A 21,114-nucleotide genomic window follows, 5' to 3' on the forward strand; every position below is an offset into this window, starting at 1 on the left:
GTACAAGCATATAAATGAACGATAATGGAATGCAGGAAAGAGGAGGATCGTTTATACTATGCGTGTTTCAAATGTTACTGTCCGTAAGAGACTAATGATTGCACTATTCGTTGGATTCCTGACCTTCTTAATTATTGATGTTAGACTTGGATATGTACAATTTGTTCTAGGGGATATGTTAACCGATCGAGCAAAGGGATCCTGGAGTCGGAATATTCCTTTTGAACCAGAGCGGGGACAAATTGTCGACCGGAATGGGATCCCATTAGCAACAAATATTAGTGCACCAACTGTATATGTCATTCCGCGGCAGATTAAGGATCCTGCGACAACTGCTGAAAAGCTGGCATCCGTATTAAATATGTCGAGAGAAAATGCTTATCGTGAAATTACTAAACGTGCATCATCTGTACGGATTAAAGAAGGCAGGAAAATCTCACATGAAAAGGCAAAAGAAATTAGAGCTCTGGGACTTGAAGGTGTATATATAGGTGAGGACTCAAAGCGGCATTATCCGAATGGGAGTTATCTGTCACACGTTCTTGGTTTTACAGGTGTGGATAACCAAGGATTAATGGGACTTGAGCAGTACTATGATAAAGAGTTAAATGGTGAACGGGGTGCGGTTAAATTCTATGCGAATGCCAAAGGGGAGCGCATGAATAGCATGGCCGATGATTATGAGCAACCAGTCAATGGTCTTGATTTAAAGCTGACAATAGATTCGAAAATACAAACCATTGTGGAAAGAGAGCTTGATATTGCAGAGGCGAAATACAATCCAGACGGAATAGTAGCTATTGCCATGAATCCTAATAATGGTGAAATCCTAGCCATGTCGAGCAGACCGACTTTCGATCCAGCTAACTTTCGAAATGTACCGCAGGAAATATATAACAGGAACCTCCCTGTCTGGTCTACTTACGAACCAGGTTCTACTTTTAAAATTATTACACTCGCAGCTGCGTTGAATGAAGGAAAGGTTAATCTGGAAAAGGAACATTTTCATGATTCTGGTTCAGTTCAAGTGGCGGGTGCACGGTTAAAATGCTGGAAAAGGGGTGGACATGGGGACCAATCCTTTTTAGAAGTAGTACAAAACTCTTGTAACCCAGGTTTTGTAGAATTAGGTGAGCGTCTAGGCAAGGATAAACTCTTTAAATATATAAAGGATTTTGGTTTTGGTCAGAAAACCGGAATTGATTTACAAGGGGAAGGGACAGGGATTCTATTCAATCTAAATCGGGTAGGTCCGGTTGAACAAGCTACTACCGCTTTTGGACAAGGGGTATCCGTTACACCGATCCAGCAAGTAACCGCAGTATCTGCTGCCATAAATGGTGGGATATTATACAAACCGTATATTGCAAAAGAATTAATTGATCCTGTTACGAAAGAAGTGGTTATGAGGAATACTCCTGTTGAAAAGAGAAGAGTTATAACCGAGGAAACATCGAAAGAAATCCGCCATGCCCTTGAGAGTGTGGTCGCACAGGGAACTGGAGGAAAAGCGTTTGTGGAAGGTTACCGTGTTGGCGGAAAGACGGGTACCGCCCAAAAGGCTCAAAACGGGAGATACTTGGAAAATAACTTTATTGTTTCCTTTATGGGTTTTGCACCTGCGGATGATCCCCAAATAGTGGTTTATGTTGCGGTTGATAATCCTAAAGGGGTTACCGCATTTGGTGGTACCGTCACTGCACCGATTGTAGGTGCAATCATGAAGGATAGTTTAAGTGCAATGGGAATAGAACCTCGTAAAGATCAAATCGAAAAAGAAATAAAGTGGCCAGATACGCCTTTATTAACATTACCTGACCTTGTGGGTCTCACAAAAGGCGAACTTCAGGAGCAGATGATTAACTTAAGAATTGATCCTAGCGGAGAAGGGGATGTGGTTGTTAGACAATCCCCTAGCCCAGGAACAAAAGTAAAAGAAGGATCCAAAATAAGGTTATACTTTGGAAAAGGGGACTAAAAATAAGTAAATAGTCATCCTTAGGGGCGGTCGGAATCTATTCCGCCGCCTAATTTTTTTAAAACCTACATAACAAATAGCAAAATAAAATAATTTAATGTAAAATAAGATGGAACTTTCGCTAGTAGTCTCACTGAGGTAAATACTGGCAATATGTATGTACTGTCATGAGAGGATTTGAGGTAAAATGAAACTACAAGAGCTACTAAAGTCTTTGCACCCAATCGTTCCCTTCAAAGGGGGAAATCCTGAAATTACATCGATTGAAAATGACAATCGGAAGGTGCAAAAAGGGAGCTTATTTATTTGTATTAAAGGCTACACTGTGGACGGCCATGATTTTGCTGAATCTGCTGTAGAAAATGGTGCGGTTGCCGTTTTAGCTGAACGCCCATTAGCAATAGATGTACCTGTTATCCTTGTAAAGGATACTACAAGATCAATGTCTGTACTTGCGGATGCCTTTTATGAACAGCCAACGAAAAAGCTGCATTTAATTGGAATCACAGGCACAAATGGAAAAACCACTACCAGTCATTTGATTGAAAAAATATTTGCCGATGCAGGTAAGAAAACAGGAATCATAGGTACAATGTATACGAAAATTGGTGAACAGATACTGGAAACGAAAAACACAACTCCAGAAAGTTTGACGCTTCAAAAAACGTTCAACCAAATGGTTGATTCAGGTGTCGATTCAGCCGTTATGGAAGTATCTTCACATGCACTTGACATGGGAAGAGTCCATGGCTGTGATTATGATGTAGCAGTGTTCACAAATCTTTCTCAGGACCACCTTGATTACCACAAAACGATGGAAGAATACCAACGTGCTAAAAGCTTATTGTTTTCCCAACTCGGTAATACTTATAATCATAGACAGCCTAAATTTGCTATTTTGAATGCCGATGACCCAGCATCTGAAATGTATCAAAGATCAACCGCTGCACATGTTGTTACATATGGTATCGACAACCAATCTGATATTCAAGCACAAAACATACAAATGACTCCTAAGGGTACTACATTTAATTTAGTTATAAATGAGTACAGTTACCCCATTCAAATGCATCTGATTGGAAAATTCAGTGTTTATAACGTTTTAGCAAGCATTGCTTCTGCGCTAGTTTCAGGGATTGAATTGAATAAGATTATTGAATCCATAGAGGGAGTTAAGGGTGTGGCTGGACGGTTTGAATTGGTTAATGCAGGACAAGATTTTTCAGTAATCGTGGATTACGCTCACACACCAGATAGCCTAGAAAATGTGTTGAAAACTATTAAGCACTTCGCAAAGAAAAGGATTTTTGTCATTGTCGGCTGTGGGGGAGATCGTGACCGCACGAAACGTCCATTAATGGCTCAAATTGCCTGCCGCTTAGCTACTGACCCTATTCTTACTTCGGATAATCCAAGAAGTGAAGACCCGATCGCGATTTTGAAGGAAATGGAAGAAGGGGTACAAGGTGAAAGCTACCAGGTTATACCTGATCGAAAAGAAGCAATTTTTACTGCAATTAACAATGCAACGACTGGTGATGTCATTTTAATTGCCGGTAAAGGACATGAAACCTATCAGATTATTGGTAATGTTGTACATGATTTTGATGATAGGCTGATTGCTCGGGAAGCAATCGAGGGGAGATAGGTATGTATTTAGCTTTAAACGACTTGGTCCATTTGTTTTCTGAAAAACAAGGTGTTCAGGATGATATGTTGTTTTACACTATGTCCGATCAAGCCAATGTAGCACAGCCTAGAGGTTTATTTTTGCCAATAAATGAGGAGTCTGGAGAGCTTTCAGAAGCAATTGCTAATGGTGCCATTGCAGCGGTTTGGGAACGGGGAAAGAAACTTCCGCGTTATACACCAAACCATTTTCCGTTATTTATTACTGATGATTACTCTGAGGCAATAGGGAAAATTTTAAATTATTATATAGAAAAACTAGATGGAGAAACAGACAAGATTATGGATATAACTAACATCAAATTTACAAATAAAAAACTTCTTAATAAAAATAAAGAGTCATATGATATAGCTGTGATGTTAAAAATGATAGCTGATCGTTGCGAAGACAATACAGAAAGGAGGGGATAGAATGAAGGAGCAAGTTATTTTCTTCACAATTGTTATGGGATTTTTAATTTCGGTTTTACTTTCTCCGATTTTTATTCCCTTCTTACGAAGGTTGAAATTTGGACAAAGCATTAGGGAAGAAGGTCCTAAATCACACCAAAAAAAATCAGGTACGCCTACAATGGGCGGTGTCATGATTTTATTTTCTATTATTATTACAACGCTAGTAATGATAGGGAAATTTTCTGATCAAATCTCTATTACAACATTTTTATTACTATTTGTTACTTTTGGCTTTGGCCTGCTAGGATTTTTAGATGATTTTATTAAAGTGGTATTAAAACGGAATTTAGGATTGACTTCAAAGCAAAAACTATTAGGTCAAATCATTATTTCTGTTGTCTTCTACCTAATATTCAAACATACAGGACAGTCAACTGAAATAAAACTCCCACTTGGTGATTATTCCTTTGATTTAGGATGGACTTATGTTTTACTCATTATTTTTTGGCTTGTTGGTTTCTCCAACGCAGTTAACCTAACAGATGGACTAGACGGCTTGGTGTCAGGCACCGCGGCTATTGCTTTTGGTGCATTTGCTGTATTAGCGTGGAATCAAAATAATTTTGAAATTGCAGTGTTTTCAGTGGCAGTAGTGGGTGCTGTACTGGGCTTTCTGGTATTTAACGCACATCCCGCTAAGGTATTCATGGGGGACACGGGCTCACTTGCACTTGGTGGAGCCATTGCTGCAATAGCCATTTTGACTAAGCTTGAAATCTTGCTAATTATCATCGGGGGCGTCTTTGTAATTGAAACACTTTCGGTCATTCTACAGGTCATCTCGTTTAAAACAACGGGCAAGCGAATTTTCCGAATGAGTCCCCTACATCACCATTATGAATTAGTGGGTTGGTCAGAATGGAGAGTAGTTGTTACCTTTTGGAGTGTTGGACTAATTTTTGCAGTAATTGGAATCTATATAGAGGTGTGGTTGTAATTGAAGCAGATTGAATCTTATCGTCATAAAAAAATACTTGTACTTGGTTTGGCAAAAAGCGGTGTAACCGCCGCTGCCCTACTTCATAAGCTAGGTGCATTTGTAACAGTTAATGATAAAAAACCACTATCAGAAAATCCTGAGGCACAAGGGTTGTTAGAACAGGGGATTAAAGTAATATGTGGGGATCACCCGATTGAACTTCTTGATGAAGGGTTCGAGCTGATTGTGAAAAACCCTGGTATTCCTTATTACAATCCAATGATTGAAGGAGCACTAGAAAAGGGAATACCAGTTATAACAGAGGTAGAACTCGCTTACCAAATTTCAGAAGCACCATTTGTCGGTATCACTGGAACGAACGGAAAAACGACAACAACAACTTTGGTTTATGAAATGTTAAATGTCGGAAATAAAGCACCGTTAATAGCTGGAAATATCGGAACGGTGGCTTCTGGTGTTGCTCAAGCAGCAACCGCAGAAAATACCATTGTCATTGAATTATCATCCTTTCAATTAATGGGGATTGAAACATTTAATCCGAAAATCGCCATCATTACCAACCTTTATGATGCTCATTTAGACTATCATGGGACTAGAAAAGAGTATATTGAAGCAAAGGCTAATATCACAAAAAACCAAACTGAACTAGAATACCTAATAGTAAATGCGGATCAAGAAGATACGATGGAAATTGCCCGTCACTCAAAAGCCAGCATCATTCCTTTTTCCACTAAAAAGAAGCTGACGAATGGAGCATATATTGATGAAGGCTGGATCGTTTTTAATGGTGAAAGGGTAATGGAAATAGAAGAAATTGCGTTACCTGGAGTACATAACCTTGAAAACATCTTATCTGCTATGGCAGCTGCTAAACTATCGGGTGTGGATAATAAGGCTATTCAAGAAGTACTTCGAACGTTTACGGGTGTCAAACATCGTTTGCAATACGTTGGGGAAATAAGTGGGAGAAAATTTTATAATGACTCAAAAGCAACCAATATTTTAGCAACAGTGAATGCACTTGCTGCATTTGATACTCCTATTATTCTCCTTGCCGGCGGACTTGATCGGGGTAATGAATTTGACGAGCTCCTTCCATATTTGAAAAATGTGAAAGCAATGATTACTTTTGGACAAACGGCACCTAAGTTGGAACGTGTCGGTAACGAAGCGGGAATAAAAACAATGAAGCGTGTCGATAATGTTGACAAGGCAGTGCCTGAAGCTTATCGATACTCTGAATCAGGTGATGTTATATTGCTTTCCCCAGCATGTGCTAGCTGGGATCAATATAAAACTTTTGAAGTCAGGGGAGACATTTTTATCGAAGCGGTGCATAAGCTTAAGTAAGGGCTTGTACCACTTTTGGGTCTCACATGTGGTGCTGCTAAGCCCTAAAACTCGTAGTTGAGGTGTATAGTGGTGCCGACAAAGAGAACAACTCCTGATTTTATTTTAATGATTGTAACTTTCACTCTGCTGGCAATAGGGCTAATCATGGTTTACAGCGCAAGTGCGATATGGGCTGAATATAAATTTGACGATTCCTTTTTCTTTGCCAAAAGGCAGACGCTATTTGCCGGAGTCGGAATTGTTGCCATGTTTTTTATCATGAACATTAATTACTGGACGTGGAGAACATGGTCTAAAACTATTTTAATCGTTTGTTTTGTATTATTATTGTTGGTATTAATTCCTGGAATAGGGAATGTACGTAATGGATCTAGGAGCTGGATTGGAGTAGGAGCTTTCTCCATTCAGCCGTCTGAATTTATGAAACTAGCGATGATTGCTTTTTTAGCAAAATATTTGTCTGAGCGACAAAAGTTGATTACCTCCTTTAAGAAGGGGCTTGTCCCTTCTTTAGGTCTTGCATTTGTAGCCTTTGCGATGATTATGCTTCAACCCGATTTAGGGACAGGAACTGTCATGATGGGAACTTGTATCGTAATGATCTTTATTGCAGGGGCCCGCATTAGTCATTTTGCTTTCTTGGGGTTATTAGGTGTTGCTGGGTTTGTTGGATTAATTGCTTCAGCACCATACAGAATAAAGAGGATTACCTCTTTCTTAGATCCTTGGTCCGATCCTTTAGGGAGTGGATTTCAAATTATTCAATCGCTATACGCCATTGGTCCAGGGGGGCTTTTTGGACTTGGTCTTGGAGAAAGCCGGCAAAAGTTTTTTTACTTACCCGAGCCGCAAACCGATTTTATTTTTGCCATTCTTTCAGAGGAATTAGGATTTATAGGTGGCTCGTTTATTTTATTACTTTTTGCTCTCTTGCTTTGGCGGGGCATTCGAATTGCGCTTGGTGCTCCAGACTTGTATGGAAGCTTTCTAGCTGTTGGAATCATCGCGATGGTCGCCATTCAAGTAATGATTAATATTGGTGTTGTAACGGGACTAATGCCAGTCACAGGAATTACATTACCATTTTTAAGCTATGGAGGCTCCTCGCTAACATTAATGTTAATGGCAATCGGTGTTCTCCTTAATATCAGCCGTTATTCAAGATATTGAAAAAGACACCCTGTTCAGTGGCAGGGTTCTTTTTATTTGGCTATGATAAAGCATATTGATGAAATGCACTTAGTTGATTGGAGCGGAAGGTGCGAAGACTCCTGTGGGAGTACGGGTCAGGGGAGACCCCGCAGGCGCAAGCGCCGAGGAGGCTCGCCGAAACGCCCACGAACCGCTCGCACCTGGAGCGGAGATCAACGGACTGGTTTAAAAAAGCATTTTATCTAGGGCCTTCTTTACATTTACTTAACAATCTTTTATCATTTGCTTTCTTTCTTCAATTTTTATAGTAATATAGGTATGCAATTAGGTGTTAAATAGTTAATGAGGTGGAAAAGATGAGAATAGCAGTAAGCGGTGGAGGGACTGGCGGTCATATATATCCGGCTCTAGCACTAATTAGAGAAATTCAAAATGAAAACAAAGACGCAGAGTTTCTATACATAGGTACAACTAATGGTCTAGAAAGTAAAATTGTCCCAAGAGAAAATATAGCATTCCAATCGATTCATATAACTGGTTTTAAACGTAAACTGTCTTTCGAAAATGTAAAAACAGTTTATAGATTCTTAAAAGGTGTGCAAGATAGTAAAAAAATATTAAAAGCATTTAAGCCGGACATTGTAATCGGTACAGGAGGTTACGTATGCGGCCCAGTCGTTTATGCTGCCGCTAAACTTCGTATACCCACGATTATTCATGAACAAAATAGCGTGCCTGGTCTGACAAATAAATTTTTAAGCAGATATGTAAATAAAATTGCAATCTGTTTCGAAGAGGCAAAGGATTATTTCCCTCAGAAAAAGATTGCTTTTACCGGAAATCCTCGAGCGTCAGAGGTCGTAGGTCAGGATGGAATACGTGGCCGACTCTCTGTTAGTCTTAGCACGACAAAGCCTGCTGTATTAATTTTTGGTGGAAGCCGAGGCGCCCGTCCAATAAATGAAGCAGTAGTAAAAGCATTGCCTGAGTTTGCAGAAAAAATGTATCAAATTCTTTATGTAACGGGTGATACCCATTTTGAGGATGTAAAAAAGGAAGTAGAGTTAGTTGGAAATCCCAAGAATGTGGTGATCAAACCTTTTATTCATAACATGCCGGAAGTTCTTGCAGGTATTGATTTAGTTGTCTCGAGAGCGGGAGCAACAACACTAGCGGAATTAACCTCCCTTGGAATTCCAAGTATTCTTATTCCAAGTCCATATGTCACAAACAATCATCAAGAAAAGAACGCTAGATCCTTAAGTGATCATGGGGCGGCAGAATTATTGTTAGAAAAAGATTTGACAAGTAAAAGTCTTGTAACACACATTGACCGTATACTATTAGATAATGAGAATTTAACTGAAATGAAAGCAAAAGCTAAAAAAATGGGGGTTCCGGATTCAGCAAGCAAGCTATACTCATTAATGAAAGAACTTGTGGAGACGAATCAAAAGTAGCCCAATTTACTTTAGTGCATAAACTGAACTATTAGCATCTTGGAAAGTTAGGTGGTAAAAATGGACGAAATAATAAAAGAATTACAGACGCTAAATATTGGGAAGGTGAAGGAAAATGAGCTCCTAGCCAACCATACCACTATGAAAATTGGAGGTCCTGCAGACCTTTTTATTGAACCTTCTTCAGTTGAAAATTTAAAGAAAGTAATGTCTGTAATTAATAAGCATGGATTAAATTGGCGAGCGATTGGTCGTGGATCCAATCTTCTTGTATCTGATAAAGGTATTGAAGGAGTCGTAATCAAACTAAGCTCTGGATTAGACCACTTAGAGATCGAAGGGACAACAATTACTGTCGGTGGCGGTCATTCGCTTGTAAGTTTAGCAACACTTATCAGTAAAAAAGGTTTAGCAGGACTCGAGTTTGCTAGTGGTATACCCGGATCAGTTGGTGGAGCAGTTTATATGAACGCTGGTGCACATGGATCAGACATTAGTAAGATTCTAACTAGGGCTCATGTTCTATTTGAAAATGGGTCTATGGAATGGCTGTCAAATGAGGAAATGAAATTTTCCTACAGGACCTCTGTATTACAGAACAAACGGCCAGGAGTAGTGGTTGAGTCTGTTTTTGATCTTACAGAAGGTGATAGGGCAGCCATTGTGGCACAAATGCAAAAAAACAAGGATTATCGAAAAGAAACGCAACCATGGAATTTCCCTTGTGCTGGTAGTATTTTCCGTAATCCACTTCCTAACTATGCAGGGAAACTTATTGAAACGGCTGGTCTAAAGGGATTTAGCATGGGTGGAGCAAAAATTTCTGAAATGCACGGTAACTTTATTGTAAATGCAGGGAACGCCACTGCCGCAGATGTCTTAGCCTTAATTCAGCATATTAAGGATACGATTTTTAACCTCTATGGAGTAAAAATGGAAACAGAGGTTGAAATAGTCGGACGTAAATAATCCTTGTATTTATTGTAAGAAATCTCTTACTAATGACAAATATTGTGTTATAATTACTGATAATATTACAGATGGAAACTAGGAAGAAAATGAATGACGGCATGAGTTTTCGTGCCGTTGTTTCACTTTCTATAGAGAACGTAGCCGAACTTATAGACATGCTTTATGGGCTTTATAGTGTAGGGCAACCAGCGCCCCCAAGCTAAGGCTTTTCATTTGGAGGAATTATGATGGAAAAAGGTAAAATTGTTGCTCTAGAGGATCGTATTCCTAAGTTAAAGGAGCAAAGACGACGAAAAGCAAACAAAAGGCTGGTGCTCCTGCTATTTTTGTTTTTTACAATGATAGTAATTATCGCTTATACACAATCCCCATTAAGCCATGTAAAGACAATTAGGATAGAAGGCAATGAAGTTTATACTGACTCTGAAATTATTAGCAAGAGTGGTATTTCTAAGACTACGAATATATGGAAAGTCAAGAAGAGTGAGGTTTCTTCGAAATTACAGGGCTTATCCGAAATAAAAGAGACAGATATAAAGATTCAATGGCCAAACACAGTTCAAATTCAAGTTAGAGAACATAAAAGAATAGCGTATCTTAAACAGGAATCAAACTATTATCCAGTTATGGAAAATGGTAAAATTTTGAAAGATAGAAATGAGGAAAAAATCCCAGTTAATTCTCCAATTCTTTTCGAATTCAAAGAAGGGAAAGCCCTAAACGAAATGGTAAAAGAGTTACAAAATCTCCCGAGTGAAATTTTAAACTCCATTTCTGAAATTCATTATTCTCCGAAAAAAACAGACCAGTATCACATTTCCTTGTTTATGAATGATGGCTTTGAGGTAAGTGCAACTCTCAGAAGCTTTTCGGAAAAAATGGTGCATTATCCCTCAATCATTAGCCAATTAGATCCTAATAAAAAAGGGATAATTGATTTGGAAGTAGGCTCTTATTTTAAGGCTTTTGAACCAGAAGTGGAGGAAAAAGAAGTTGAAGAAAATTAAGGTAAGGGGTAAACACGTGATCTTGTCCCTTGTCTGCTTAGTTTTGGGGTTTATGATTGCCTTTTCTTATCATTTGACCCAACTGGAGAATCAAAAAGAAAAGCCTAGTTTGTCAGGCAAACAATATGAAAAAACTCTTGGATTAAGAAATCAATTGATTGCCCAAGAGGAGACAAATCGCAAGCTACAAAAGGAACTAAACCAAAAACAGGACAAGGTATTAAAAAACGAGAAGGATCTTGCTAAAGAAACACAAGTATTTTTAAACCTAGCAGAAGATGCAGAAAAGTACAGGATGTACCTCGGAAAAGTCAAGGTAAAAGGAAAAGGCGTTAAGATTACTTTGACAGATGGTGCCTATGATCCGAAGGAAGATAATGTGAACAATTATCTTGTTCATGAACACCATGTTTTTAAGGTTATTAATGAATTATATATTTCCGGGGCAGCGGCGGTTGCTATTAATGGACAGAGGTTAACAAGTCATTCGTACATTGTTTGCAATGGACCAGTCATTACTGTGGATGGAGTCCCACACCCCGCGCCATTTGTCATTACAGCTATTGGTGACCCAGAAGTATTAACTTCATCATTAAACCTAACAGGCGGAGTAAAAGACCAGCTGGTAAACGATAATTTGGTTTTTTCCTTGGAAAAAGAAGATGAAATCGTGTTGAACCCAATATTAGGAAGTTAAGTTGAGGGTAAAATGTGTCCACATGAGGATTAATTTAAAAGGTTAGGTGAAAAAAGTGGACAAGCCGAAGAATTTGAGTTTTACGTTAATTGCTGCTGTGGTTGGTTTTATGATTGCAATTCAATTTCAAACCGTGAAGAAGCCTGAAGAACGTGATACAAGAGATGTTTGGCAGCTCCGTGAGGCATTGCTCAAAGAAAAAGAGCTACAGTCTAACTTATTAAGTGAAATCCGCTCAAATGAAGAAAAACTATCAGCCTATGAATCTAAGCGGAAACAGAGTAAGGAGCAGGCGTTACGGGATACACTTAAGGAGCTAAAGACGGAGGCAGGCTTGACTGAGGTTTCAGGTCCGGGAATCACCTTACATATTGAGCCGGTCATCGAGGATGTACAGCTAGGAACACCTGTGGCAACAACAGTTGTTTCCCCTGAATTGCTTAAAAGACTATTGAATGAACTTAATATGTATGAAGCAAAATATGTTTCCATTGATGGTCAACGAATTATAAATACCACGGTTATTAGGGATATAAATAGGGAAACAAAGATTGATGGTCATACAATTAGGACCCTGCCGGTTGAGGTTAAGGTGGGTGTAGATTCGATGAACAATGCCGAAAAATTATCAAACCAAATGAAGGTTTCAAAGGCTAGAGATGAATTCTTTGCTGAAAGCTTAAGACTCAATGTTTCTTCACCTAGTCCAAATATTACTGTTCCTGCTTATGAGAATCCAATTAGGATTAGGCATATGGAACCGATAAAGGAAGGAGGCGGTTCCTAATGTGGCTTCCGTTAGTGGGACTTGTGATCGGGATCTTCCTTGGACTGTTAACAGAAATAAGTATTCCTGAAGAATACTCAAATTATTTATCAATTGCTGTATTAGCTGCCTTCGACACACTTTTTGGGGGAATAAGGGCTCATTTGCAAAATATTTATGATGAAAAGGTATTTGTATCTGGGTTCTTTTTTAATATAATGCTTGCAGCAAGTTTAGCTTTTCTCGGTGTTCATCTTGGTGTAGACTTGTATTTAGCAGCAGTTTTTGCGTTTGGTGTCAGGTTGTTTCAAAATATCGCCGTCATAAGACGAATATTATTAACAAAATGGTCAACAAACAAAGAAAAAATAGAAAAAAATTGAACTTTTTTAAAGGGAAATATGTAGTTGTGACGAATAATTTTATAAGATATTACTATGAGAATCTATTAATGAACAAAATTGAATTGTTGTTGTTCTACCCAAGGAGATTAAAAGGAGGTGCCAAAGAATGAACAGCAATGAAATATACGTAAGTCTTGACATCGGTACATCCAGTGTAAAAGTTATCATTGGTGAAATGGTCAATGACTCGGGCAAAGACTCGTTAAATATAATTGGTGTTGGCAATGTGAAATCTGAAGGATTACGTAAGGGATCGATTGTTGACATGGACGATACCGTTCATTCTATTAAGCGGGCGATTGAACAGGCAGAAAGAATGATTGGCATGGAGATTAGAGAAGTGGTAGTCGGAATATCAGGTCATAATGTAATGCTTCAGCACTGTCATGGGATTGTCGCTGTATCCAGCCAAAACCGAGAAATTACGAATGAAGATGTCATTCGTGTCATTGAAGCATCACATGTGGGATCCATTCCACCTGAACGAGAAAACATTGGTGTGATTCGAAAACAATTCATTTTAGATGGTAAAGATGAAATTAACGATCCTCGTGGAATGATTGGTGTTCGTCTAGAAATGGATGGTACACTTATTACTGGATCTAAATCTATCATCATAAATACATTACGCTGTGTAGAACGAGCAGGCCTTGAGATAGTAGACATTGTTCTTCAGCCGTTAGCTGCAGGAGATTATGCTTTATCCAAAGATGAAAAAAATCTAGGTGTTGCCCTCATCGATATTGGCGGAGGTTCTACTACTATCGCTGTATTTGAGGAAGGATTTTTAAAGGCGACAAGTGTAATTCCTGTTGGTGGAGATTTATTAACGAACGACCTTTCAAAAGTTTTGCACACCTCAACAGAGGATGCTGAGAAAATTAAGGTTAAATACGGACATGCCTTCTATGATATTGCTTCTGAAGATGAGTTTTTCAGTGTTCCTATTATTGGCAGTGATCAACATCAACAATTTAACCAGCTCTATTTATCTGAAATTATTGAAGCTAGAATGGAAGAAATATTTGAATTAATTGTTAATGAACTGAAGCGTTTAGGTGTAACAGAGTTACCAGGTGGTTTTGTATTAACAGGTGGAACAGCAAAAATGCAAGGGGTATTGGAACTCGCACAGGATATGTTCCAAAATCCTGTTCGCCTTGCGGTACCAGACTATATTGGTGTAAGAGAACCTCAATATACAACGGCGGTTGGTTTAATTAAATATGCTTACAAGAATGGTAGATTACCAGGTGGAAATATTGGTGGTACGGGTGCATCTGTGGTAGCTGAACCAACTGAAAAAAGAACACCAAAACAACAACATCAACCTAAAGCAAAAGTAGAAAAACATCCGGAAGATAAGATGTCATCAAAAGTAAAAAAATTCCTTGGTTACTTTTTCGAATAAACATCCTCGAAAAAGAAAATCGGCGAATTAGGAGGATTTGTCATGTTAGAATTTGATACAAATTTAGATTCTCTTGCAACAATAAAAGTTATCGGGGTTGGCGGCGGAGGAAACAACGCGGTAAACAGAATGATTGAGCATGGCGTTCAAGGTGTTGAATTTATCGCAGTAAACACTGATGCACAAGCCTTAAACCTTTCCAAAGCTGAAGTCAAAATGCAGATTGGTGCGAAGTTGACTCGTGGTCTTGGAGCAGGTGCTAATCCAGAGGTTGGTAAAAAGGCCGCAGAAGAAAGTAAGGAACAATTAGAGGAAGCACTTAGAGGTGCTGATATGGTGTTTGTTACTGCTGGTATGGGTGGCGGTACAGGTACTGGTGCAGCACCAGTTATTGCTCAAATCGCTCGTGACCTTGGTGCGTTAACAGTGGGTGTTGTTACACGTCCATTTACTTTTGAAGGTAAAAAACGTTCAAACCAGGCTTCTGGTGGAATTGGATCAATGAAAGAAGCGGTTGATACATTAATCGTCATTCCAAATGACCGCCTTCTTGAAATTGTTGATAAAAGCACTCCAATGCTTGAAGCTTTCCGCGAGGCAGACAATGTTCTTCGTCAAGGGGTTCAAGGTATTTCTGATTTGATCGCTGTTCCTGGATTAATCAATTTAGACTTTGCTGACGTAAAAACGATTATGTCAAATAAAGGCTCTGCCTTAATGGGAATTGGTGTCTCTGCAGGAGAAAACCGTGCAGCAGAGGCAGCAAAGAAAGCAATCAGCTCACCTTTATTAGAAACCTCTATTGATGGGGCTCAGGGTGTTCTAATGAATATTACTGGGGGAACTAACTTAAGTCTTTATGAGGTGCAAGAGGCTGCTGATATTGTTGCAACAGCATCTGACCAAGAAGTGAATATGATTTTCGGTTCCGTAATTAATGAAAACTTGAAAGATGAGATTATTGTAACCGTCATTGCCACTGGTTTTAACGAAGAAGGTTCACAACCAAAAGTAACACGTCCATCCTTTGGACAAGCAAAACCTGCTGTAGGAACTGTTAAGAGAGAGCACAAACGTGAAGAAGCTCCACAAGAACCAGTTCGTAATACGAATGTAGCCCAAGAGGAAACATTAGATATTCCGACATTCTTAAGAAACCGTAACCGTAGAAGATAATCTAAAGCGGTAGCACTATAAAAAACTATTAAAAGCATGGTCCAAACTCGGACCATGCTTTTTTTGTTTAGCTGTGTTAAAGAACAGTGTTAATTTTTTTACCCTGTTGATTGGAGCGGAAGGCGCGAAGACTCCTGTGGGAGTAGGGTTCAGGGGAGACCCCGCAGGCGCAAGCGCCGAGGAGGCTCGCCGAAACGCCCACGGACCGCTCGCGCCTGGAGCGGAAATCAACAGACAAGTTTAACAAAGCCTTTTATTAAGGTAATCAAGATTAAAATATGACAAAATCCGTAGGGAATAGTGGAAATTTCTGTTTTTTTGATTACAGAAAGTGACACACTTCAGCCATACAAGTACGTTATACTTTTTCGTAAACAGATAGATTACTCACCTTTTGATAGCTGATAAAGGAGGAAGCTTTGTTGACTGTTTATTTAGATGTTATTTGGGCTCTTAATTTGTTCTTTGACAGTCTTCTCCTTTACTTAACTGCTATATTTCTGAAACGAAGAATACATCTTTGGAGGATACTTGCTGGAGGATTTATTGGCTCGTTGATTATTTTATTGTCGTTTACACCTTTAAATGTCTATTCAGGGCATCCAATTTCCAAATTGATTTGTTCCGTTTTTATGGTGTTAATAGCATTTGGATACAAGCGAATGAAATTTTTCCTTAAGGCATTAATGACTCTTTATGTTTCTACGTTTTTAATTGGTGGGGCCTTAACAGGAGCCCATTATTTTATTCAATATGATTCTGAATTAACTACGAAGGTGCTGATGTCGAGTGTAAAGGGTTTTGGTGATCCCGTAAGTTGGCTTTTTGTTCTAATAGGTTTTCCAATCGCCTGGCATTTCTCAAAGAAGAATGTTGAGAGTATGGAAATGACCAAAATTCAATTTGATCAAATAGTCAATGTAAGGTTGAAAATCGAGAACATCAGCTTAGTATTTAAGGGATTAGTGGATAGTGGAAATCAATTGTATGACCCACTGTCCAAGCTACCAGTTATGTTTGTATCAATCAAAAATCAGCTAGAAGCCCTTCCTGAACCAATTAGAAAAATAACTCTCGATCCTGAACAACTTATTATGGGTATGGAGGAGTTTCCTACCGAATGGCAAAATCGAATGCGAATTATCCCTTTTAGTGTAGTTGGACAAGAACATCAGCTTATTGTTGCTCTTAAACCCGATTCCATTTTATTCGAGCAAAATGGTGCGCAATATTCTTGTGAGAAGGGTCTTGTATCTTTTACCACACAGCAGCTCTCTCCAGATGATGCCTTTCAGTGTATTGTTCACCCAAAAATGCTTACAGGGGTAAAACAGTCCGAGGAATCAGTGAAAGTAAGTTAATAATACTATACTCAGAAAAACATAATTTAGAAGGAGGAACATGCATGAAAAAATGGAGACTTCGCTTATCCTACTACTGGTATAAACTCTTAATAAAATTGGGCCTAAAAACGGATGAAGTTTTTTATATTGGCGGAAGCGAAGCATTGCCGCCTCCTTTAAGTAAAGATGAAGAAGAAATGTTATTAAGTAAACTTCCTGGTGGAGATAAGGCTGCGAGATCTATGCTAATTGAAAGGAATCTCCGGCTAGTTGTTTATATCGCAAGAAAATTTGAAAATACTGGTATAAATATCGAAGACCTAATTAGTATCGGAACGATTGGTTTAATTAAAGCGGTTAATACCTTTAACCCAGAGAAAAAGATTAAACTTGCTACATACGCCTCAAGATGTATTGAAAATGAAATACTCATGTACTTACGTAGAAATAATAAAATCAGATCTGAAGTATCCTTTGATGAGCCATTAAACATTGATTGGGATGGAAACGAATTATTATTATCTGATGTTCTTGGAACAGATGAAGACATTATTACAAAGGATTTAGAAGCGAATGTAGATAGAAAATTGCTTACTAAAGCATTACACCAGCTTTCTGATAGGGAAAAGCAAATTATGGAGCTGCGTTTTGGCCTAACGAACGGTGAAGAAAAAACCCAAAAAGATGTTGCAGATATGCTAGGGATTTCACAATCCTACATCTCACGGTTGGAAAAGAGAATTATTAAAAGATTGAGAAAAGAATTCAATAAAATGGTTTAAGAATAAAAGGCGGAAGCGCCTCGTTCAGCCCCGACAGGCAAATGTTCTTCGGCGAGAAAAGTCCGTCTTTTGACTTTTCTTGCCGAAGGTTATTTGACCCCGAGGGGCTAGGCGCTGGAGCTGGATTCAGATTACTAGTTCAGTTATACACACTAGTACATATTTATTATTTCTTAAACAAAAATAAAATATTTTTAAGTTGAAAAAACCCTAGAATTTCCTGTTTAAATTGCAATTTTCGACAAATATGCACATGTCCGAGCTCATGGACATGTGCATATTTTTCCTTCTCAAGGAGATACTGTTTTTTGTACAGCAGCTCCTGTGAGGAGGGAAAAGGATTGACTCGAAATAAGGTTGAAATTTGCGGTGTAGATACATCTAAACTTCCTGTGTTAAAGAACGAAGAAATGAGAATACTCTTCAAGCAAATGCAAGAGGGCGATATTAGCGCCAGAGAAAAGCTTGTTAACGGAAACTTACGGCTCGTATTAAGTGTTATTCAACGGTTTAATAACCGTGGCGAGTTTGTTGACGACTTGTTTCAGGTTGGCTGTATTGGACTAATGAAATCAATTGATAACTTTGATTTAGGTCAAAATGTAAAGTTTTCCACTTATGCCGTACCAATGATTATTGGTGAAATACGAAGGTACTTACGTGATAATAACCCAATTCGTGTATCTCGTTCCTTAAGAGACATTGCCTATAAGGCACTTCAGGTTAGGGAACGATTAATGAGCGAAACCTCACGTGAACCAACTGCTGAAGAAATCGCAAAGGTCTTAGAAGTACCACATGAAGAAATCGTATTCGCCTTGGATGCTATTCAAGATCCAGTATCCTTGTTTGAGCCAATATATAATGATGGCGGCGATCCAATCTATGTAATGGACCAGTTAAGCGATGAAAAAAATAAAGATATTCATTGGATTGAAGAAATAGCCTTAAAAGAAGGTATGCGCCGTTTAAACGAACGTGAAAAACTAATTTTACGAAAGCGTTTTTTTCAGGGAAAAACGCAAATGGAAGTTGCTGATGAAATAGGGATCTCCCAAGCGCAGGTTTCACGTTTAGAGAAAGCTGCCATTCGACAAATGAATAAGAATATTCAAAGTTAAAGCTGTCCTAAGGGGCAGCTTTATTTTTGCTTTTTAAAATAAAATCTTCCATGTACACATATATTCTTTATAGTAATAAAACTGGGAGTGGTGTATGTGTTCAAGATTTCCGAATTCCAGATAAAAGATGTTGTAAATGTATCAGATGGTAAAAGGCTTGGTAATATTGGTGATATTGAGATTAATCTAACGACCGGTAAAATTGAAGCTGTTGTGATTTCCGGCAGTGGAAGGGTACTTGGCTTTTTTGGGAAAGATGAAGATATTGTTATTCCATGGAGAAATATTATTAAAATTGGTCAGGACGTTATTTTGGTTAGATATAAAGGAATAGAAGGGAAGATAGCGGAAGAAACAGAGGTTTGACCTTATGGTTTTGCGGTGACCAATTTTTCTTTTCATGGTAAACTAAAGAAAAACATTTGAGGTATTGTAATGGAACCCTTTGTTTTAAAAAATCAATCCTATTTAACAATTGATAACTGGATTCAACAATTTCCTGGACTGAAAGCGGGGATTACAACAAAACTCGGGGGAACGAGCGGAAGCTATTTCGAATCGCTCAACCTTGGCTTTCATGTGGGTGATGATGTTAACGATGTATGCAAAAATAGACATATAGTAGCTGAACAATTAGAGTTTCCTCTAGACAATTGGGTGGGTGCAGAACAAACACATGACATTATTATTAGGAATATTTCTAAAGCTGACCGTGGTAAGGGCTCCAATTCCTATGAACATTCGTTTAAAGGCACGGATGGTTTTTATACAAATGAAGAGGGCATTCTGTTAACTCTTTGCTTTGCTGACTGTGTCCCTCTTTTTTTTATTGCTCCTGAACAGAGGATGATTGGCACCGCTCACGCTGGTTGGAAAGGGACAGTTGGCCAAATTGCTAAAGAGATGATTACAGCTTGGGGTAAAGAAGGGGTCAAGCCTGAACAGATTTTTGTTGCAATAGGCCCATCTATTTGTGAAAAATGTTATATTGTAGATGAACGAATTATTAAGCTAGTAGAAAATACACTAGAAGGCAGGGAAAGTTTACCCTATAATTTAGTGTCAGAAGGGCAGTTTTCCTTAGATTTACGTGAAGTAAACAGGCAAATCCTTTTGACTTCAGGAGTTCCGGATAGAAATATTCTTCTTACGAAGTATTGCACTAGTTGTAATCAGGAGGAGTTTTTCTCTCACCGCCGTGACCAAGGAAAAACAGGCAGAATGTTAAGCTTTATTGGTTGGAAGGAGACAGCAGATCGTTTATGAGAGTAGCAGATAACTTAATTCAAATTAAACAGCAAATAAATGAGGCATGCATAAAAGGAAACCGGAATCCTGATGATGTGAAATTAATTGCAGTAACTAAATATGTAAGTATAGAACGCGCGCAAGAGGCCCTGGAAGCAGGTGTGAAACATCTAGGTGAAAACCGTGATGAAGCCCTGCTTGCTAAATGGGAAGTAATAAAGGACAAGCCTAGCTGGCATTTTATAGGGTCTTTACAAAAGAGAAAAGTAAAAAACATAATTGATAAAGTGGAGTATATTCATTCTTTAGACCGATTATCACTAGCAGAAGAAATCAACAAAAGAGCGAAACAAAAGATAAAATGTCTAGTTCAGGTAAATATTTCTGGGGAAGAGTCTAAACACGGACTAACTTCAGAAGAAGCGATTGTTTTTATTGAGTCACTTCGTCCATATGAAAATATCAGTGTCGAAGGTCTAATGACAATGGCACCATTCACGAAAGAGGAACATGTTATTCGTGAATGTTTTCGCAAACTAAGAGAACTTCGCGATCAAGTACAAGCTTTACATTTATCTTCTGCACCTTGTACAGAGCTATCAATGGGAATGTCCAATGATTTTCAGATAGCAATTGAAGAGGGAGCAACAATGATTAGAATTGGAACAGCACTTGTCGGTGAAGAAGGTTAGGAGAGAAAAAAATGACGATTAAATCAAAACTTAAAACATTTTTCTTTTTAGATGACGGATATGATGATAACGATGACGAGTATGTTGAAAAAGAGGAGCCTAAAAAACAAAAGCAACAACAGCCTGTAAAATCCCAAAACGTGGTTAGCTTGCAAAGTGTTCAAAAAACGGTAACTCCTACAAAGGGCTCTAAGGTAATTTTATTGGAACCACGTACATACTCTGAGTCCACTGAAATTGCTGACCATTTAAAAAGTAGACGTGCTGTTGTAGTCAATTTACAGCGGATTGATAATGAACAGGGCCGACAAATTATTGATTTTCTAAGTGGAGTTGTATACGCCATTGGTGGGGACATCCAAAAAATTGGCTTGAGTATTTTTTTATGTACACCAGATAATGTAGAAGTTTCAGGGAATATTTCTGATCTTATACAGGACCCAGATAACCAAAGTGCGAGGTGGTAATGT

General features: G+C 38.5%; 21 protein-coding genes. All 21 read left to right on the forward strand.

Going from position 1 to position 21,114, the window contains the following annotated elements; genetic code table 11:
- Window positions 1-58: 58 nt before the first annotated feature.
- The 21 genes from AC3A54_RS08585 (at window position 59) to AC3A54_RS08685 (ending at window position 21,111) form a co-directional block, all read left to right on the forward strand.
- A complete protein-coding gene (locus AC3A54_RS08585; RefSeq protein ID WP_308080263.1) occupies window positions 59-1,978 on the forward strand; it encodes a stage V sporulation protein D in 1,920 nt (639 codons plus the stop codon).
- Window positions 1,979-2,165: 187 nt separating this feature from the next.
- Window positions 2,166-3,626 (forward strand): UDP-N-acetylmuramoyl-L-alanyl-D-glutamate--2,6-diaminopimelate ligase, encoded by a 1,461-nt coding sequence (locus AC3A54_RS08590; RefSeq protein WP_487654144.1) that lies wholly within the window; start codon window positions 2,166-2,168, stop codon window positions 3,624-3,626.
- Window positions 3,627-3,628: 2 nt separating this feature from the next.
- Window positions 3,629-4,078, forward strand: a complete 450-nt coding sequence (locus AC3A54_RS08595) for a hypothetical protein (protein WP_308080261.1) — start codon at window positions 3,629-3,631, stop codon at window positions 4,076-4,078.
- A 1-nt stretch (window position 4,079) separates the two neighbouring features.
- A complete protein-coding gene (gene mraY, locus AC3A54_RS08600; RefSeq protein WP_487654145.1) occupies window positions 4,080-5,057 on the forward strand; it encodes a phospho-N-acetylmuramoyl-pentapeptide-transferase in 978 nt (325 codons plus the stop codon).
- Entirely contained in the window at window positions 5,058-6,410 is a 1,353-nt protein-coding gene (gene murD / locus AC3A54_RS08605) for a UDP-N-acetylmuramoyl-L-alanine--D-glutamate ligase (protein WP_335544793.1), read from the forward strand. It abuts the gene before it with no gap.
- A 72-nt stretch (window positions 6,411-6,482) separates the two neighbouring features.
- Window positions 6,483-7,583 (forward strand): stage V sporulation protein E, encoded by a 1,101-nt coding sequence (gene spoVE, locus AC3A54_RS08610; protein WP_308080258.1) that lies wholly within the window; start codon window positions 6,483-6,485, stop codon window positions 7,581-7,583.
- A 338-nt stretch (window positions 7,584-7,921) separates the two neighbouring features.
- Window positions 7,922-9,025: an undecaprenyldiphospho-muramoylpentapeptide beta-N-acetylglucosaminyltransferase gene (murG, locus tag AC3A54_RS08615; RefSeq protein WP_487654146.1), complete on the forward strand. Its 1,104-nt coding sequence runs from the start codon at window positions 7,922-7,924 to the stop codon at window positions 9,023-9,025.
- Between the two features lie 60 nt (window positions 9,026-9,085).
- Window positions 9,086-9,994 carry a UDP-N-acetylmuramate dehydrogenase gene (gene murB, locus AC3A54_RS08620; RefSeq protein ID WP_487654147.1) on the forward strand — a complete coding sequence of 303 codons (909 nt, stop codon included), beginning with the start codon at window positions 9,086-9,088 and terminating at the stop codon, window positions 9,992-9,994.
- A 230-nt stretch (window positions 9,995-10,224) separates the two neighbouring features.
- Window positions 10,225-11,004: a cell division protein FtsQ/DivIB gene (locus AC3A54_RS08625; protein ID WP_335544841.1), complete on the forward strand. Its 780-nt coding sequence runs from the start codon at window positions 10,225-10,227 to the stop codon at window positions 11,002-11,004.
- Window positions 10,991-11,701 (forward strand): DUF881 domain-containing protein, encoded by a 711-nt coding sequence (locus tag AC3A54_RS08630; protein ID WP_308080255.1) that lies wholly within the window; start codon window positions 10,991-10,993, stop codon window positions 11,699-11,701. Before AC3A54_RS08625 ends, AC3A54_RS08630 begins: the two co-directional genes overlap by 14 nt.
- A gap of 55 nt (window positions 11,702-11,756) precedes the next feature.
- Complete coding sequence (locus tag AC3A54_RS08635) at window positions 11,757-12,488, forward strand: DUF881 domain-containing protein (protein WP_335544796.1); 732 nt, start codon at window positions 11,757-11,759, stop codon at window positions 12,486-12,488.
- Complete coding sequence (locus AC3A54_RS08640; RefSeq protein ID WP_308080253.1) at window positions 12,488-12,850, forward strand: small basic family protein; 363 nt, start codon at window positions 12,488-12,490, stop codon at window positions 12,848-12,850. The genes AC3A54_RS08635 and AC3A54_RS08640 overlap by 1 nt, the downstream gene beginning before the upstream one ends.
- 127 nt (window positions 12,851-12,977) lie before the next feature.
- On the forward strand, window positions 12,978-14,282 hold the full coding sequence (ftsA, locus tag AC3A54_RS08645) for a cell division protein FtsA (RefSeq protein ID WP_308080252.1): 1,305 nt from the start codon (window positions 12,978-12,980) through the stop codon (window positions 14,280-14,282).
- Window positions 14,283-14,324: 42 nt separating this feature from the next.
- Complete coding sequence (gene ftsZ, locus AC3A54_RS08650) at window positions 14,325-15,458, forward strand: cell division protein FtsZ (RefSeq protein ID WP_308080251.1); 1,134 nt, start codon at window positions 14,325-14,327, stop codon at window positions 15,456-15,458.
- 422 nt (window positions 15,459-15,880) lie between these two features.
- Window positions 15,881-16,819, forward strand: a complete 939-nt coding sequence (spoIIGA, locus tag AC3A54_RS08655; protein ID WP_335544798.1) for a sigma-E processing peptidase SpoIIGA — start codon at window positions 15,881-15,883, stop codon at window positions 16,817-16,819.
- A gap of 44 nt (window positions 16,820-16,863) precedes the next feature.
- On the forward strand, window positions 16,864-17,583 hold the full coding sequence (gene sigE / locus AC3A54_RS08660; RefSeq protein ID WP_487654148.1) for an RNA polymerase sporulation sigma factor SigE: 720 nt from the start codon (window positions 16,864-16,866) through the stop codon (window positions 17,581-17,583).
- 341 nt (window positions 17,584-17,924) lie between these two features.
- A complete protein-coding gene (gene sigG / locus AC3A54_RS08665; protein WP_040204876.1) occupies window positions 17,925-18,704 on the forward strand; it encodes an RNA polymerase sporulation sigma factor SigG in 780 nt (259 codons plus the stop codon).
- Window positions 18,705-18,800: 96 nt separating this feature from the next.
- Entirely contained in the window at window positions 18,801-19,070 is a 270-nt protein-coding gene (locus tag AC3A54_RS08670) for a YlmC/YmxH family sporulation protein (protein WP_308080248.1), read from the forward strand.
- A gap of 69 nt (window positions 19,071-19,139) precedes the next feature.
- The gene (gene pgeF / locus AC3A54_RS08675; RefSeq protein WP_335544801.1) at window positions 19,140-19,970 is read left to right on the forward strand and encodes a peptidoglycan editing factor PgeF; all 831 of its coding nucleotides are present in this window, start codon (window positions 19,140-19,142) and stop codon (window positions 19,968-19,970) included.
- Window positions 19,967-20,644: a YggS family pyridoxal phosphate-dependent enzyme gene (locus AC3A54_RS08680; protein WP_487654149.1), complete on the forward strand. Its 678-nt coding sequence runs from the start codon at window positions 19,967-19,969 to the stop codon at window positions 20,642-20,644. The genes pgeF and AC3A54_RS08680 overlap by 4 nt, the downstream gene beginning before the upstream one ends.
- 11 nt (window positions 20,645-20,655) lie before the next feature.
- A complete protein-coding gene (locus AC3A54_RS08685) occupies window positions 20,656-21,111 on the forward strand; it encodes a cell division protein SepF (protein WP_335544803.1) in 456 nt (151 codons plus the stop codon).
- Window positions 21,112-21,114: the final 3 nt, after the last annotated feature.

It is taken from the genome of Neobacillus sp. Soil_C_43 (assembly GCF_057656715.1).

What these genes read in the sequence shown, in the direction of transcription:
- AC3A54_RS08585 (WP_308080263.1), top strand. Translation starts at nt 59, where the DNA reads ATGCGTGTTTCAAATGTTACTGTCCGTAAGAGACTAATGATTGCACTA.
- AC3A54_RS08685 (WP_335544803.1), top strand. Translation starts at nt 20,656, where the DNA reads ATGACGATTAAATCAAAACTTAAAACATTTTTCTTTTTAGATGACGGA.
- mraY (WP_487654145.1), top strand. Translation starts at nt 4,080, where the DNA reads ATGAAGGAGCAAGTTATTTTCTTCACAATTGTTATGGGATTTTTAATT.
- ftsA (WP_308080252.1), top strand. Translation starts at nt 12,978, where the DNA reads ATGAACAGCAATGAAATATACGTAAGTCTTGACATCGGTACATCCAGT.
- murG (WP_487654146.1), top strand. Translation starts at nt 7,922, where the DNA reads ATGAGAATAGCAGTAAGCGGTGGAGGGACTGGCGGTCATATATATCCG.
- AC3A54_RS08625 (WP_335544841.1), top strand. Translation starts at nt 10,225, where the DNA reads ATGGAAAAAGGTAAAATTGTTGCTCTAGAGGATCGTATTCCTAAGTTA.
- AC3A54_RS08595 (WP_308080261.1), top strand. Translation starts at nt 3,629, where the DNA reads ATGTATTTAGCTTTAAACGACTTGGTCCATTTGTTTTCTGAAAAACAA.
- ftsZ (WP_308080251.1), top strand. Translation starts at nt 14,325, where the DNA reads ATGTTAGAATTTGATACAAATTTAGATTCTCTTGCAACAATAAAAGTT.
- pgeF (WP_335544801.1), top strand. Translation starts at nt 19,140, where the DNA reads ATGGAACCCTTTGTTTTAAAAAATCAATCCTATTTAACAATTGATAAC.
- sigE (WP_487654148.1), top strand. Translation starts at nt 16,864, where the DNA reads ATGAAAAAATGGAGACTTCGCTTATCCTACTACTGGTATAAACTCTTA.
- AC3A54_RS08680 (WP_487654149.1), top strand. Translation starts at nt 19,967, where the DNA reads ATGAGAGTAGCAGATAACTTAATTCAAATTAAACAGCAAATAAATGAG.
- AC3A54_RS08640 (WP_308080253.1), top strand. Translation starts at nt 12,488, where the DNA reads ATGTGGCTTCCGTTAGTGGGACTTGTGATCGGGATCTTCCTTGGACTG.
- murB (WP_487654147.1), top strand. Translation starts at nt 9,086, where the DNA reads ATGGACGAAATAATAAAAGAATTACAGACGCTAAATATTGGGAAGGTG.
- AC3A54_RS08590 (WP_487654144.1), top strand. Translation starts at nt 2,166, where the DNA reads ATGAAACTACAAGAGCTACTAAAGTCTTTGCACCCAATCGTTCCCTTC.